This window comes from Rhodococcus sp. 1163, assembly GCF_002091985.1.
Classification (GTDB): Bacteria; Actinomycetota; Actinomycetes; order Mycobacteriales; family Mycobacteriaceae; genus Rhodococcoides.
On the sequence record NZ_MKKX01000024.1, the window covers coordinates 99,442 to 114,264 of the forward strand.

Annotated in this window: 13 protein-coding genes; 9 read left to right on the forward strand and 4 right to left on the reverse strand. The window is 62.2% G+C overall.

Going from position 1 to position 14,823, the window contains the following annotated elements; genetic code table 11:
- The first annotated feature begins 42 nt into the window (after positions 1 to 42).
- Positions 43 to 1,509, forward strand: a complete 1,467-nt coding sequence (locus BJD99_RS11000) for a DHA2 family efflux MFS transporter permease subunit (RefSeq protein ID WP_143542122.1) — start codon at positions 43 to 45, stop codon at positions 1,507 to 1,509.
- A gap of 114 nt (positions 1,510 to 1,623) precedes the next feature.
- Positions 1,624 to 2,424 carry a ParA family protein gene (locus BJD99_RS11005; RefSeq protein WP_084346876.1) on the forward strand — a complete coding sequence of 267 codons (801 nt, stop codon included), beginning with the start codon at positions 1,624 to 1,626 and terminating at the stop codon, positions 2,422 to 2,424.
- A 20-nt stretch (positions 2,425 to 2,444) separates the two neighbouring features.
- Here BJD99_RS11005 and BJD99_RS11010 read toward each other — a convergent pair whose 3' ends face one another.
- Positions 2,445 to 3,692 carry a hypothetical protein gene (locus BJD99_RS11010; RefSeq protein ID WP_084346877.1) on the reverse strand — a complete coding sequence of 416 codons (1,248 nt, stop codon included), beginning with the start codon at positions 3,690 to 3,692 and terminating at the stop codon, positions 2,445 to 2,447.
- A gap of 11 nt (positions 3,693 to 3,703) precedes the next feature.
- Positions 3,704 to 5,314, reverse strand: coding sequence for a DEAD/DEAH box helicase (locus BJD99_RS11015; protein ID WP_084346878.1), 1,611 nt, complete (start codon positions 5,312 to 5,314; stop codon positions 3,704 to 3,706).
- A gap of 464 nt (positions 5,315 to 5,778) precedes the next feature.
- Here BJD99_RS11015 and BJD99_RS11020 point away from each other — a divergent pair, with 464 nt between their 5' ends.
- Positions 5,779 to 6,432 carry a ferritin-like fold-containing protein gene (locus BJD99_RS11020; protein WP_256895611.1) on the forward strand — a complete coding sequence of 218 codons (654 nt, stop codon included), beginning with the start codon at positions 5,779 to 5,781 and terminating at the stop codon, positions 6,430 to 6,432.
- Positions 6,433 to 6,543: 111 nt separating this feature from the next.
- Positions 6,544 to 6,768 carry a DUF3107 domain-containing protein gene (locus tag BJD99_RS11025; protein WP_179142288.1) on the forward strand — a complete coding sequence of 75 codons (225 nt, stop codon included), beginning with the start codon at positions 6,544 to 6,546 and terminating at the stop codon, positions 6,766 to 6,768.
- A 72-nt stretch (positions 6,769 to 6,840) separates the two neighbouring features.
- Here the strand turns inward: BJD99_RS11025 and BJD99_RS11030 are convergent, their stop codons facing one another.
- Entirely contained in the window at positions 6,841 to 7,494 is a 654-nt protein-coding gene (locus BJD99_RS11030; protein WP_084346881.1) for a TetR/AcrR family transcriptional regulator, read from the reverse strand.
- Between the two features lie 279 nt (positions 7,495 to 7,773).
- Here BJD99_RS11030 and BJD99_RS11035 point away from each other — a divergent pair, with 279 nt between their 5' ends.
- From BJD99_RS11035 to BJD99_RS11045, 3 genes are all read left to right on the forward strand, one after another.
- On the forward strand, positions 7,774 to 8,949 hold the full coding sequence (locus BJD99_RS11035) for a DUF3152 domain-containing protein (protein ID WP_084346882.1): 1,176 nt from the start codon (positions 7,774 to 7,776) through the stop codon (positions 8,947 to 8,949).
- A 135-nt stretch (positions 8,950 to 9,084) separates the two neighbouring features.
- Positions 9,085 to 10,260, forward strand: a complete 1,176-nt coding sequence (gene moeZ / locus BJD99_RS11040; RefSeq protein ID WP_084346883.1) for an adenylyltransferase/sulfurtransferase MoeZ — start codon at positions 9,085 to 9,087, stop codon at positions 10,258 to 10,260.
- An 82-nt stretch (positions 10,261 to 10,342) separates the two neighbouring features.
- A complete protein-coding gene (locus BJD99_RS11045) occupies positions 10,343 to 11,197 on the forward strand; it encodes a TIGR02569 family protein (protein WP_084346950.1) in 855 nt (284 codons plus the stop codon).
- Between the two features lies 1 nt (position 11,198).
- Here BJD99_RS11045 and BJD99_RS11050 read toward each other — a convergent pair whose 3' ends face one another.
- Complete coding sequence (locus tag BJD99_RS11050; RefSeq protein WP_084346884.1) at positions 11,199 to 11,861, reverse strand: FadR/GntR family transcriptional regulator; 663 nt, start codon at positions 11,859 to 11,861, stop codon at positions 11,199 to 11,201.
- Positions 11,862 to 11,943: 82 nt separating this feature from the next.
- Between BJD99_RS11050 and BJD99_RS11055 the strand changes: the two genes are divergently transcribed.
- Positions 11,944 to 13,182, forward strand: coding sequence for a CynX/NimT family MFS transporter (locus BJD99_RS11055; RefSeq protein WP_084346951.1), 1,239 nt, complete (start codon positions 11,944 to 11,946; stop codon positions 13,180 to 13,182).
- Between the two features lie 218 nt (positions 13,183 to 13,400).
- Positions 13,401 to 14,813 (forward strand): NarK/NasA family nitrate transporter, encoded by a 1,413-nt coding sequence (locus BJD99_RS11060; protein ID WP_084346952.1) that lies wholly within the window; start codon positions 13,401 to 13,403, stop codon positions 14,811 to 14,813.
- The last annotated feature ends 10 nt before the right edge of the window (positions 14,814 to 14,823 follow it).

The window sequence follows — 14,823 nt, forward strand, 5'->3', positions numbered from 1 at the left end:
CTCGCCTACGCGAAGGACTCTCGATCTATGACGAAGCCAGGAATGTCGCCGCCGACTCCCGCTTCCTCGGGAAAACTCGATTCGGCTGTGCTGAAAGTCGCTGGAGTCGTGGTTTTGGGCGCGATCATGTCGATACTCGACGTCACCGTGGTCAGTGTTGCGCTACCGACGTTCATGGAAGTCTTCGACGCTACGTATGCCACCGTGGCATGGACGATGACGGGCTATACACTCGCGCTCGCCACCGTGATTCCTTTGACGGGCTGGGCAGCAGACCGATTCGGAACCAAGCGCCTCTACATCACCGCATTGATTCTGTTCGTTCTCGGCTCGGTGCTGTGCAGCTTTGCGTGGGACATCACCACGCTGATCGCGTTCCGAGTGCTCCAAGGACTCGGCGGTGGCATGCTGATGCCGCTCGGCATGACGATCATGACTCGGGCAGCTGGGCCGGAGCGTATCGGCCGTGTCATGGCAGTCCTCGGAGTCCCGATGTTGCTCGGTCCTATCAGTGGTCCGATTCTCGGTGGTTGGTTGATCGAAACAGCAAGCTGGCACTGGATCTTTCTGATCAACGTTCCGATCGGTGCGATCGCACTCGTCGCTGCGATCACGATCTTTCCGAAGGACAAGCCGACGCCGTCGGAGTCCTTCGATTTCCTCGGCATGTTGATGCTGTCGCCGGGTCTTGCCCTCTTCTTGTTCGGGGTGTCGTCCATCCCCGAGACCGGCACGATTCTGTCGGCACGGGTGTTGGTGTCGGCGATCGCGGGGCTGGCTCTGATCGGCCTGTTCGTGCTCCACGCGCTGCGCACCGAGCATCCCTTGATCGACCTGCGCCTGTTTGCCAACAAATCGCTGACCGTCGCGGTCGTCACGATGACTCTGTTCACCGTTGCCTTCATGGGCGCGGGATTGCTCTTCCCCAGCTACTTCCTACAGATTCGGGGTGAGACCACACTCGCTGCCGGCCTTCTTCTTGCACCCCAAGGCATCGGTGCAATGCTCACCATGCCGCTCGCGGGGACGCTTGCAGACCGGATAGGACCCGGGAAGGTCGTGCTCGTCGGAATGGTGTTCATCTCTGCAGGGATGGCCGTCTTCACGCAGGTCGGCCCGGACACCTCGTATGTCCTTCTGTTGGGCGCACTGTTCGTGATGGGCATGGGACTCGGATCCACGATGATGCCGATCATGACTGCCGCGCTGCAGACGCTCACCCATCACGAGGTTGCGCGTGGATCGACATTGATGAACATCGTGCAGCAGACAGCAGGGTCCATCGGCACGGCCGTCATGTCCGTGGTGCTGACCAATCAGATCAAGAACGTTGCACAAGCGACGTCTCCGGCCGATGCACTCGACATCTCCGCGAGCGCCTTCGGCACGACGTTCACGGTGGCGCTCGTCCTCATCTTGCTGACTTTCGTACCGGCATACTTCCTTCCGCGCAAGAAGATCGAGGCGCGCGTGGACGTGGATACCGAGACCCCGGTGATGCTGCACTGAGTTCGTTCCAAGGACGGTTCATTCCCGCGATGTGGGCGCATCGAATTCGGTTTCGACGCGCCCACATTCGCGTTTGCCTGGCTCTGGCGTGTTTTGTGCGCAAGGATCGCAGGTGTGACGACAGTACTGGCAGTGGCCAACCAGAAGGGTGGCGTCGCAAAGACGACGACGGTTGCGTCGCTGGCGGCTGCACTTCACGCGCTCGACCAGCGTGTTCTCGTGGTCGATCTCGATCCGCAGGGGTGCCTGACGTTTTCGTTGGGTCACAACCCCGACAAACTCGATTCGTCCGTGCACGAAGTCCTCACCGGAGACAAAGATGTTTCCGACGTGCTTATCGAAACTGACGAGGGCATCATGCTGCTGCCCGCGACGATCGATCTTGCCGGTGCCGAAGCGTTGCTTCTCATGCGTCCGGGACGAGAATATGCCCTCAAGCGAGCGCTGGCGCCGGTGATCGAGAATTTCGACGTCGTCATCATCGACTGCCCTCCGTCGCTGGGGGTGTTGACCCTCAACGGCCTTACCGCAGCCCAATCGGTGCTCGTTCCACTGCAATGTGAAACTCTCGCGCATCGTGGTGTCGGACAGTTACTTCGGACCGTCTCGGAGATCCAACAGATCACCAATCCTGATCTGACTCTGCTGGGTGCTTTGCCGACTCTGTTCGATGCGCGGACCACCCACAGCAGGGATGTGCTCGGCGACGTGTCCGATCGATACGATCTGCCGGTTCTGTCACCACCGATCCCGCGGACTGTCCGGTTCGCGGAGGCTACGGCTTCAGGGTCGACGGTGCTGTCGGGACGAAAGAGCAAGGGCGCGCAGGCATATCGCGAACTCGCAGCGAATCTCCTGGCACATTGGCAGCACGGGGCGGCATTGGCCACTTATTCTCCGAAAACACCGGACTGATCGGTTTCGGTAGCACCGCCTCAGCGTGCCGATAGTGCAACGAGGTCGTCCCCGCGCTGCTCGATGACGACATCGCCGATCACCGACATGCCCACAGGGCCGGTGTAGCCGGCCCTGTCGACGTCCAAGGTCCGTTCCACGGTCCCCATGGCGGGGTCGATCACTGCTGTTCCGCCGGGTATCGGAACCAGTAGCCGGCCGCCCATGACCGTGCCGGGTCCGAGTGCGCCGGCGATCGACCACATCGGGGCCAGATCAGTCAATCCGAGCGCCACGGTTCCACTCCCAGTCCACCAACTGAAGACCGATGCGGCCTTGACTACTGCTTCGGCTGTGGGGGAGCGGTAGTCGTCGACGACTGCGGCAGGAAGGTCGAACTCGGCCAAGGGCTGTGCGTTTCCGTCGAAGACTGCAACCCTCGGTGGTTGTGCGGAATGTGCTGGAATTGCCACTGCCACACGGTCACCCGAGGCGACGAGAATCGATGCGCCGGCGATGGGGCCGTCGGATCCTATCAACGCCGCCACGACGGAAGAACCGTATTCCTCCGGCTGCTGGGCATCCTTCGGGGCTGGATTCATCGTTGTCAGTCGCGCCCCGGACTCGCCTGGGCACTGCTCGAGAACTGCGACGCGAGAACTGTTGGAAGCGGAGGACAGCAGGGTGCAACCAGATCTGGGTTGACCATTTGGGTTGACCGGTGCGTCGACGCGACCGTATTCGAGTGTTCGGACCAGGTCCGAGCGCCATAGCTCCATTCGAGTGTCACCGCGGGAGGTGACGTAAGTTCCGTCCTCGCTCAGCACGATATTCGCATCAGCGTCACTGCTACGTTGAGCTTTCCGCATACCACTGGAGCTGTCGAGTTCGGTGACCTGCGAGCAACCCCTGGCGTCCCGATAGACCGCGACGATCGTATTCCACGCATCCGTAACGGCACACAGCTCTCGATCTCGGATATAGCTCCATGCAATCGAGCCATCGAGCGGGTCCCGACCGGAGACAGTGCCACCGTCGCCCGTGACGACGGCACCGCCTGTGGTGACCGGTGCCGACGTGACCGGACTCGACGCACGCCAAGTCTCGGTCAGCGCGTCTGGAATCGACGTTGCCACATTCGCTTGGGGCAAAGGAGATTCCGCAGGGGCGGATGTCGTGCCGTGCGCGTCGCTTCGGAGCCACACAACTCCGAGAACGAGCACGGTCACGACTGCGATCGCTACGGCGACGGCGATATCCGACCGGCGCCGACGTTCGGGTGCAAGCACAGCTTGAGAGACTACTCCGACGCGGCCGCACCGGACGATGCCGACGCGGAGGAGCGGCGACGCCGTCGTCTACGTGGGGCAACCGTCGTTTCTGTCCCTGTGTCACCGGTCGATTCGATGGCTACCGAGCCGGAGGTGTCAGCGACGGAATCCGCCTCTCCGGCCGCGGGCTTACCCGCTCTGGTTCGCGAACGAGAGCGGGAGCGGCGAGGCTTGGAAGCATGCGGCTCCGCATCGGCGTCGGTACTTTCCGGTCCCTTGTCCTTCGAGGTCTCATCGGTCGACGCGCTACCGTTCGAGTCCTTGGGGGCCTTGGCCTCGGAGGTCTTGTGGACTGTGCTGCCGACACCGGTAGGGATGTCGAGTTCTTCGAACAGGTGCGGGCTGCTCGAGTAGGTCTCGACGGGGTCGGGTGTCCCCAGATCGAGGGCTTTGTCGATGAGCTGCCACCGGGGGATGTCGTCCCAATCGACCAACGTCACAGCGATACCGGTACGGCCTGCGCGGCCCGTACGGCCGATGCGGTGAACGTACGTCTTCTCGTCCTCTGGGCACTGGTAGTTGATGACGTGCGTGACGTCGTCGATATCGATGCCTCGGGCGGCCACATCGGTGGCTACGAGAACGTCGATTCCACCGGTGCGGAACTTCTTCAACGCTTTTTCGCGCTGGACCTGCCCGAGGTCACCGTGCACCGAACCGACGGCGAACCCGCGTTCTGCGAGCTCGTCTGCGACTTTCTGGGCGGTGCGCTTGGTGCGGGTGAAGATCATGGTTGCGCCGCGGCCGTTTGCTTGGAGCACCTTGGTCACCATCTCGACCTTGTCGAGTGCGTGAGCTCGGTAGACGTGCTGAGCGGTGCGATCGTGCACTGCCGACGACTCGGCTTCTTCGGCGCGGATATGAGTTGGCTGGGTGAGGAACGTACGGGCGAGGGTGATGATCGGTCCCGGCATCGTCGCCGAGAACAGCATCGTCTGCCTTTTGTCCGGGACCATTCCGAGAATGCGTTCGATGTCCGGCAGGAACCCGAGATCGAGCATCTCGTCGGCCTCGTCGAGTACCAGGACGCCGATCTTGCCCAGAATCAGGTGACCCTGCTTGGCGAGGTCCAACAGACGTCCCGGGGTGCCGACGACGACGTCGACGCCGTTCTGCAGGGCACTGATCTGTGCCTCGTAGGGGCGACCGCCGTAGATCGAGAGCACCTTGACAGGTCCAGTCGTCGAGCGGAGATGTTTGGCAGCATTCTGGAGGTCGGAGGTGACCTGCACGCACAGTTCGCGGGTAGGCACGATGATGAGCGCCCGCGGGGTGCCGTCGAGAGCCGTTGTGCCGGAGTCCGATGTGGAGATGCGCTGCAGCAGAGGAACGCCGAACCCGAAGGTCTTGCCCATTCCGGTGCGGGCCTGACCGATGAGGTCGTCGCCGGCGAGAGCCAGTGGGAGGGTCAGCTCCTGGATTGCGAAGGTCCGCTCGATCCCGATGTCCTTCAGGGATCGGACGATCTCCTCGCGCACGCCCAGTTCGGCGAAGGTCGGGGGTACGTGCGTGTCGTCGAGCTGGGCGGACAACGTCGTGTCGCCGGTCTCGTCTTCTTGGTCGATGATGATCTTGCTCAGGGGTCTGGCCTTCCTCGTATCGAGAACGTACGCACAAGGAAGGGCACAGGCCTATTGCCGGCCGAAGTCGATGCCCTCAATCCGATGTGATGTCGCGTCGAGCCTCAGCCGCGATCGTGTTCGGGCCCGAACACGATGGGCGAAGCAGTCGTAGCGACCCGGATCAGGTGCGCACACATTGTCACTGATCTCCGCGTGTGTCGGTCCGTATCGATCGGTCCGTGCAGTGATCTGATCACCATGGTAGCTTGCCGAACTCCCATCCTGTGTATCGAGTGATTTTCAATGCCTTCGCGACTGCGCGCGCAACCCGACACCCATCGTCGGTCTGCGCTGAAGCATCGATCCTGACGCGACTACGATCGTGTTCCATGGGAGCTCATTCGTCTGATCTATCGACCGCTGCTCTGTCTGCCTCGGCGTCACCCACGGAGGACCCGTCCGATTCCGGAGGTTCATCCGAGATGACGTTGGTCGCATACGACCACCCCGGAATATCGGATCTCTTCGCGGTGCTGGCGTACGGCGAAATTTCCGCGTTCTATCGGCTGGCCGAGGACGCCCGGATGGCTCCGTCGATGCAGGGTCGTGTCGCGCTGGCAAGTATGGCGGCGGCGGAAATGAACCACTTCGAAACTGTGGTCGGGGCACTGTCGGACCGAGGAGTGGACGTCTATACCGCGATGGACCCCTTCGTCCGCGCACTCGACGAATACCACGCTTCGACGAACCCCTCGACGTGGATGGAAGCTCTGGTCAAAGCCTACGTCGGCGACGGAATTGCAGCCGACTTCTACCGCGAGATCGCCCACACACTCGATCCCAGCGTCGCGCGGATCGTCCGCGAGGTTCTCGCCGAGACCGGTCATTCGGAATTCGTGGTTCACGAGGTCGCGGTCCGGGTACAGGAAAGCTCTCAGGACAAGGCGCGCTTGATGTTGTGGGGCCGGCGACTACTCGGTGAAGCGATCACCCAGGCGCAGTACGTGTTGGCGCAGCGCGAGAGCCTCACCGACTTGGTGATCGCGGTATCGGGCGATCTCAACGGTGTCGCAGCGTTGTTCGATCGGATGCAGGAGCAGCACTCGAAACGGATGCGCGTGCTCGGGCTCGTCTAGCAGAGAACCTGGTGTTCGCTGACAGCACAGGCGCGAGTTGGGCTCCGGAGGTGTCGGCTGCACTAGCCTGGATGAAGCAGCCTTAGTTGTCTATGAGTTCGGAGGTTGGCCGTGGAGGTCAAGATCGGTGTGTCGGAAAGCTCTCGTGAGCTCGTGGTGAACAGTGCACAGTCGCCGGACGAGGTCGAGAAGCTCGTTGCTCAGGCTTTGAGTGGCAAGGACGGCGTGCTGGCCCTCGTCGACGAGAAGGGCCGCAAGTACCTCGTGCAGGCCGCGAAGGTGGCGTACGTGGAGATCGGCCCAGCCGATCCTCGCAAGGTCGGATTCGCGACCTAGATTTTTGGATCGACAACGCGATAGGCCCCGTATCGGAAGATCGATACGGGGCCTATCGCGTTGTCGTGAACTCTAGGGAGACTGAAGCGGAACATGGGACAGTCCGCCCCAGGCGAGTGACACCGTGGTGTCGACGGCGTCCTCTTTGGAAATCGGACGGTCGGCCTCGAGCCAGTACCTCGCAGTGAACTGGCTGGCACCGACGAGACCGACGGCAAGTACGCGCGCTCGGTACGGGTCCAAGCCCGAGTCGTGGGCGACGAGGTCGAACACTGCGTCGACGCATGCTTCCGTTGCCTGCTCGACGCGGGCGGCCACCTGGGGGTCGCCCATAAGATCCGATTCGAACACCAGACGAAACCCCTGCGTGTCGGTGTCGACGAAGTCGTAGAACGCCAGCACCGCAGCGCGGACGCGCTGCCGGTTGTCGGTCGTCGAACGTAACGCCTGCCTGACCCCTGAGATCAGGGTGTCCACATAACTTTGCAGTACGGCGAGATACAGCTCGAGTTTGCCGGGGAAATGTTGGTAGAGCACGGGCTTGCTCACTCCGGCGCATTCGGCGATCTCATCCATTCCGGACGCGTGGTATCCACGGGTCACGAAAATCTCGCTCGCTGCAGCCAAGAGTTGCGCGCGTCGCGCCTCGCGCGGCAAGCGCGCGCTGCGGCGGCCGGCTGGAGGAGTCGGACGGTCCGAGGACATCCGATCCGCGAGTTCTGTCATAGTGCTTGATCCCATCCGCATAGGTCACTGCGCCGGTGTCGGTTGCCCGTGGGTGCCCGTGTCCGGAGGCGTTTTGTACTAGTAGCGCAGATCGTGGGCAACAATACCTGCCGAAGTTGTGACCGAAGGGACTGCGGGTCGTCCTCGTTTTTCGAGTCACATCCTTGGACAAGTCGGACATCCTGATAAATAGGCCCGAATCGGGCATTGGGTTTGTTCGAAGGCGTAATTTTCGGCGCGGCGAGCGGCGTATGCGCCAGACTGTGAGATTCTGGCGGAGTGACTGACCGAGGAGGGCCGAGGCGCGGGGGTGCATACCTCCCACCCGATCAGCGGTCACGTCGGTTCGAGGCCGCAGAAGGCCGCCGTACCGACGGCGATCGCCGTACGGAGGACGCTCGAGCGCGAGGGTATGACGGCCCTGCTCGACGGTATGAAAGCGGTCCGGATGATCTCCCGCGTGAAGTTGGCGGCGCAGGCTCACACCAGCCGCTGCGGGCCCAGTGGGACCCTACGAGCCGAGAAGAATTACGACGTCCGCGGACACCGCGTCCGGAACGCCAAGTCAGAAAACAGAGCAAGCTCGGAAAATTTGCATCCGTCTATGGTTGGCGCGCCTATGCAATTCCGCTGCTTCTGGTGGTGACCACCCTGGTCGTGGTCGATGCGGTGCGCACCGGCGATCCCACTACCACCGCGACCGGAAACCTCTCACTGCCGGCGGATCCGGGATTCGGAGCGCTCAGCTCGGACACTAGTGGTTCCGGAGTGATCGGGGTTCCGCCGCAAGCCGACGGCAACTTCGCTGCCTCCATTCCCTCCGGTGAGCTACCGGACGGCGGGTCGTTTGCTGTCGATGGTGCGGGTACCTGGCACCTGGTCCCTGGTTCGTCGAACCAAGTCGGTCAAGGGACCGAGCGCACCTTCACCTACACCGTCGAGGTCGAGGACGGTATCGATACGGCAGGATTCGGTGGCGACGAGTCGTTCGGAAGACTGGTCGATCAGACACTGGGCAACCCGAAGAGTTGGACGAACGACCCCCGGTTCGCATTCCGCCGAGTCGAATCCGGTGATCCTGATTTTCGAATTTCGCTGACCTCGCAGATGTCCATCCGTAAGGCCTGTGGTTATGACATTCAGCTCGAGGTCTCGTGCTACAACCCTGGAATCGGTCGTGTCGTGCTCAACGAGCCCCGATGGGTGCGTGGCGCCATCGCATTTCAAGGTGATATCGGCTCGTATCGTCAATATCAGATCAATCACGAGGTCGGACACGCGATCGGCTATCAGCAACATCAGCCGTGCGAAACCGAGGGAGGCCTGGCCCCGGTGATGATGCAGCAAACCTTCGGCACCTCGAACGACGACATCGCCCGCCTCGATCCAGAAGGCGTCGTGCCTATGGACGGCAAGACCTGTCGGTTCAATCCGTGGCCTTACCCTCGTAGCTGAACGCTCGTCGTGCGATCGCGGACCGGTGCGGGTGGTGGATCACCGAAGCGGCGGCGAGTGGGCAGTTCGGTAACGTGAAGTGACCGAACGTGGCATACGGCCACTGACGGAGTGCCGTCGAGGAGTGCATTTTTCATGACGCAGTTGCCCCCGCTGGTCGAACCGGCAGGAGAGCTCACGCTCGACGAGGTGGCTCGATACAGTCGCCATCTGATCATCCCCGACGTAGGAATGACGGGGCAGCGACGGTTGCGGAACGCCCGAGTGTTGGTGATCGGCGCAGGAGGGCTCGGCTCGCCTGCATTGCTCTATCTCGCGGCGGCAGGTGTGGGGACGCTGGGGATCGTCGAGTTCGATGACGTCGAATTGTCCAACCTGCAGCGACAGGTCATCCACGGTAGTTCCGACGTCGGACGCCCGAAAGGGGAAAGCGCCCGCGATTCGATTCGCGAAATCAACTCCGGCGTCGAGGTCCGGCTGCACAATGTGAGACTGGATCGCTCGAATGCCGTGCCTCTCTTCGAGCAGTACGATCTCGTTCTCGACGGAACCGACAACTTCGCCACGCGCTACCTCGTCAACGACGCCGCAGCTCTTGCCGGTAAGCCCTACGTGTGGGGGTCGATCTACCGTTTCGAAGGTCAGGTCTCGGTGTTCTGGGAGGATGCGCCGGACGGGGTCGGTCTGAACCTTCGAGATCTGTATCCGGAGGCTCCGCCGCCCGGGATGGTTCCCTCCTGTGCGGAGGGCGGTGTGCTCGGGGTCCTGTGTGCTTCGATCGGGTCGGTCATGGTGACCGAGGCGATCAAGCTGATCACCGGCATCGGTGACACTTTGCTGGGGCGATTGTTGGTGTACGACGCGTTGGCCATGAGCTACCGCACTATCCGTCTGCAGCGAGATCCGGATCGGATTCCGATCACCGAACTCATCGACTACGACGCGTTCTGCGGGGTCGTGTCCGACGAGGATGCGGCTGCGGCGGAAGGTTCGACCATCACGCCGAACGAGCTGGCGGTGTTGCTCGAGACTGGTGCCGATGTCGCGTTGATCGATGTTCGCGAGCCGGTGGAGTGGGACATCGTGCATATCGCGGGGGCAACCCTGGTGCCGAAGGGCGGGATCATCTCCGGGGATGCACTCGCGTCGCTTCCCCACGATCGACGCATCGTGTTGCATTGCAAAACTGGAATTCGGTCGGCAGAGGCACTTGCCGTTCTGAAGCAGGCGGGCTTCGCCGATGCAGTTCATCTGCAAGGCGGCATTATTGCCTGGGCCGGTCAGGTCGATCCCAGCTTGCCGATCTACTAGTCGCACGTCGGCACTGTTCGGCCGGTCGTACTCCACGCGCGCCTGCGGAGCGGTGCGGCTCGTCGGCGGTAGCGTGAGAGTTGTGAGCTCAGTGGAACCCCCTCAGCACGTGATCTCCACATTCGGGTTGCGCGATGTACCGCCCACGCCGCTCGGTGCCGACTGGGACGGTGGGTGGCGACTCGGTGATGTCGTGCTTTCGCCTGTCGCAGATCACGCGCGTGCTGCGTGGTCGGCGAAGGTTCGCGAGACCCTGGCCGTCGACGGTGTCCGCCTTGCGCGTCCCGTCCGGTCGACCGACGGGCGTTACGTGGTCAGTAGTTGGCGCGCTGACACCTTCATCGAGGGTTCGCCGGAACCGCGGCACGACGAGGTCGTGTCATTGTCGATGCGGCTTCATGCGGCAACGGCCCAGTTGGAGCGCCCTCGCTTTCTGGTGCAGCCGCCCGTTGCCCCGTGGGCGGATGTGGATGTGTTCGTTGCGGCAGATCGGGCGGCTTGGGAGGCTGTTCCCCTGCGGGCGGCGCGGGGTGCGGGCGCTCCGGAAGTGACCTCCGAAGGCGGGCGTCAGAGCCTCGAATTGATCAAGCAGTTCGCGAGTCTGCGCCGACCTGTCGAATCGGCAGACCAGTTGGTGCACGGCGATCTGTTCGGCACGGTGCTGTTCGACGGCAGCGAAGCTCCTGGTCTCACCGACATCACCCCGTATTGGCGTCCGACGTCATGGGCCGCAGCGGTGGCCGTGGTCGATGCCATTTCGTGGGGTGGAGCGGACGATGCTTTGATCGGGCGCTGGGACGATCTTCCCGAATGGCCACAAATGTTGTTGCGTGCCTTGATCTTTCGGTTCGCGGTGCACGCGCTGCATCCGCGCTCGACGCCCGAAGCTTTCCCCGGGCTCGCGCGAACGGCCGATTTGGTACGGCTGATCCTCTAGTTCAGTGATCCGCCCCGAGTTCACGGAAGAACACACGTGCTGCCTCGCCTGCACGTAGAGGGTCGCCTGCGGCTACGGCCTCGACCAGCGCGGCATGTTCGTCCACATAGTCGTTGTCGTGCTCGGCAGCGTGATGATCCATAGCCCGGCGGATCACCGGCAGTAGCGAATCGTAGAACTCCAGATAGATGGCGTTGTGGGAGGCGGCGACGATCGCGCGATGAAACTGCGCATCGATCGCGATCGCGTCCTCGCGAGACCGAGTTGTCCAGGCGAGGTTTCGTGCGGTGAGTGCCTCTCGTAGTGCGCGAATGTCGTCTCCGTCGGCTCGCTCGGCGGCAAGCGTAGCCGCAGTGACCTCGAGGGTGCGTCGTAGCTCGGTGACATCACGGTCCTGCGCGTCGGCAAAGTATTTTCCCAGTGCGCCACCCAGATCCGACACAGTCATCACATACGTTCCCGATCCCTGCCGTCTCTCGAGCATTCCAGCGTGGACCAGTGCCTGCACGGCTTCGCGGACAGTGTTTCGACCGGTACCGGTGAGCTCGCACAGCTCGGGTTCTGCCGGAATGCGCGTACCGACCGGCCAACGCTTGGCCACGATCTCCTCGCGAAGCTGCGCAGTGACCTGTGATATCAGGCTGGAACGCTGAACTTGCTGCACGCGTGACTCCCCGTTTTCTTCTCGATGTGTAGGCCAGTTTAAGGCTTTGCGTCAGATGATCCGGTCATCCTATGATTCGGTGGTGAGTCCCGCTGCAGTAACAGAGTCGAACGACCGGACCCACGCTAGGCATCTGGTCCGAGGACGGCTACTCGTCTTCGCGGCCATCATTCTGTCTGCGCTGACATTGCGCGCCGCCGTGACCTCGATCAGCCCACTGTTCGGGCGTATCGGCGATGAACTCCACTTCGGATCCACGGTCGTCGGACTGGTCGGAATGCTTCCACCGGCGATGTTCGCCGTTTTCGGCCTTCTGACACCCCTCATCGTCAAGAGAATCGGTCTCGAGCGCGCCGCCCTCGTGGCGATGCTGGCGACGACCGGCGGTATGGCCACACGAGCATTCGCGCCGGGGACCGGCTCGCTCCTCGCCTTGTCGGCACTCGCGCTGGCAGGTATGGGAATCGGAAACGTCGTTCTTCCACCGCTGGTGAAGCGCTACTTCTCCGATCGTCTGGCTGTCGTGAGCACCCTTTACATCTGTGCCATGCAGATCAGCACGATGGTTCCGCCGCTGGTGGCAGTTCCCGTCGCGGAGGCATATGGATGGCGCTTCTCGATCGGGATGTGGGCCGTCGTGGGCGTGGCGGCAGCAGTGCCGTGGCTCGGTGTCGTTCTCTCACGCCGTGAGCGTGATGGCAGGGAAGCGGCCAGCGCTGTGGCCGTGCAGGAGCATTCGGAAGGCAAAATCTGGCGCTCGTCGCTGGCATGGGGAATGGTCGGCATGTTCGCGATGACCTCGTTCATCACCTACTCGATGCTGACCTGGCTACCGACGATCCTCACCGATTCGGGCATCAGTGAGGCCTTCGCCGGTGCCTCGGTCGCAGCGTTCGGCGGGATGGGTCTGATTTCCTCGCTGGCCGCCCCGTCGCTGTGCGCGCGCCTGCGCAACCCGTACGGCTTGGTCATCGCGGCTGCCGTTTTCTACCTCATCGGGTTCGCCGGACTGTATTTCTCGCCGACCGCCGGAACCGTTCTCTGGGTATGCCTCATCGGACTCGGCACGATGACATTCCCGATGTCGTTGACACTCATCAATCTCCGCACCCGCACCCATGCCGGATCCTCGGCTCTCTCGGGATTCACCCAGGGCCTCGGATACGTCGTATCGGCCACCGGGCCGCTGTCGTTCGGACTGCTGCACACGCTCTCCGGTGGCTGGGGTGTTCCGATGCTGCTCCTGACCGGATGTGTTGCGGTGCTGCTCGTCGGCGGGTACCTGTGCTGCCGCCCGCGCATGCTCGAAGACACCTGGTGACCGCGGCGTCGTAACCCCGACGACCTCACGGGTACCGGTTTCGCCCCGTGAGAGCAAGTTAATCGACAGGTCACCGCAGGCAGCGCCCCCGCAACACTGTTTTTCTACCTTTGGGTCTCCCACGCGATCAGGAGGCCCACGTGACCAGCATTCCCGAGGCACCATCAGCCCAAGATGCTTCGACAACGACGCCCGAGCGAGGAAGCGTTCCGGTGTCGATCAAGCACCGCATCAGCCACTGGAACTCCGAGGACGTCGAGGCATGGGAGGCCGGTGGCAAGACGATCGCGAAGCGGAATTTGATCTGGTCCGTCGTCGCCGAGCATGTCGGATTCTCCATCTGGTCGATCTGGTCCGTGATGGTTCTGTTCATGCCGGTGTCGGTCTACGGCATCGACGCGGCAGGCAAGTTCTTTCTCGTCGCGGTGCCAACGCTGGTCGGAGCAATCCTTCGGATTCCGTACACGTTTGCGACAGCCAAATTCGGCGGCCGTAACTGGACGATCTTCAGCGCCCTCGTCCTGCTGATCCCGACGATGCTGACCATGTACTTCATGCTCAACCCGGCGTCGTACACCACCTACATCGTCGTCGCAGCCTTTGCCGGCCTCGGTGGTGGCAACTTCGCGTCCTCGATGACCAACATCAACGCCTTCTATCCGCAGCGCGAAAAGGGGTGGGCACTCGGGCTGAACGCCGGCGGTGGAAACATCGGTGTGCCTGTCATCCAACTCATCGGCCTGTTGGTCATCGCCACGATCGGCAACACGGCTCCCGAAATCGTGTGTGCCGTTTACCTCGTCTTCATCGCGATCGCCGCCGTCGGTGCCGCACTCTTCATGGACAACCTCGAGAATCAGAAGACCAACGGCCGCTCGATGATCGACGTTCTCAGGTTCTCCGATTCCTGGTGGATCGCGTTCCTCTACGTCGGAACGTTCGGCTCGTTCATCGGATTCAGTTTCGCGTTCGGTCAGGTTCTGCAGATCAATTTCCTTGCCGGCATCACCGATGGCGCACCCGCTACCGCAGCCCAGCAGGCACAAGCGTCGTTGCACGCAGCTCAGATTGCGTTTCTCGGACCTTTGCTCGGATCGATTTCACGACCTTTCGGTGGCAAGCTCGCCGACAAGATCGGTGGTGGCAAGATCACGCTGTACACGTTCGTGGCAATGGTCTTCTCCACCGGGATCCTGGTTGCCGCAGGCACGTGGGACGACAACACCGCAGGTGCTGCCACCGGAACCATGATGACCCTCTTCGTGATCGGGTTCATTCTCCTGTTCCTTCTGTCCGGCATCGGCAACGGTTCGGTTTACAAGATGATTCCTGCGATTTTCGCCGCCAAGTCTGTAGAACTGCAGGGCATGAGTATCGCGGAACAGCAGCATTGGTCGCGCAGGATGTCCGGTGCGCTCATCGGAATTGCCGGTGCCATAGGGGCTTTGGGTGGTGTGGGAATCAACCTCGTGCTGCGAGCTTCGTACTCGGGCGCGGCGAAGTCCGCAACCACGGCCTTCTGGGTGTTTCTCGTCTTCTATGTCGTGTGCTGTGCAGTGACGTGGGCCGTTTATCTACGTAAGCCGCGGGTTCTCGAAGGCGAGAAGACGAACGCGTCCGTCGCGGTCTGACTTCTTTTCT

Coding starts and splice junctions, on each gene's coding strand:
- BJD99_RS11000 (WP_143542122.1), top strand. CDS start 43: ATGTCGCCGCCGACTCCCGCTTCCTCGGGAAAACTCGATTCGGCTGTG.
- BJD99_RS11020 (WP_256895611.1), top strand. CDS start 5,779: ATGACGTTGGTCGCATACGACCACCCCGGAATATCGGATCTCTTCGCG.
- BJD99_RS11030 (WP_084346881.1), bottom strand. CDS start 7,494: ATGACAGAACTCGCGGATCGGATGTCCTCGGACCGTCCGACTCCTCCA.
- moeZ (WP_084346883.1), top strand. CDS start 9,085: ATGACGCAGTTGCCCCCGCTGGTCGAACCGGCAGGAGAGCTCACGCTC.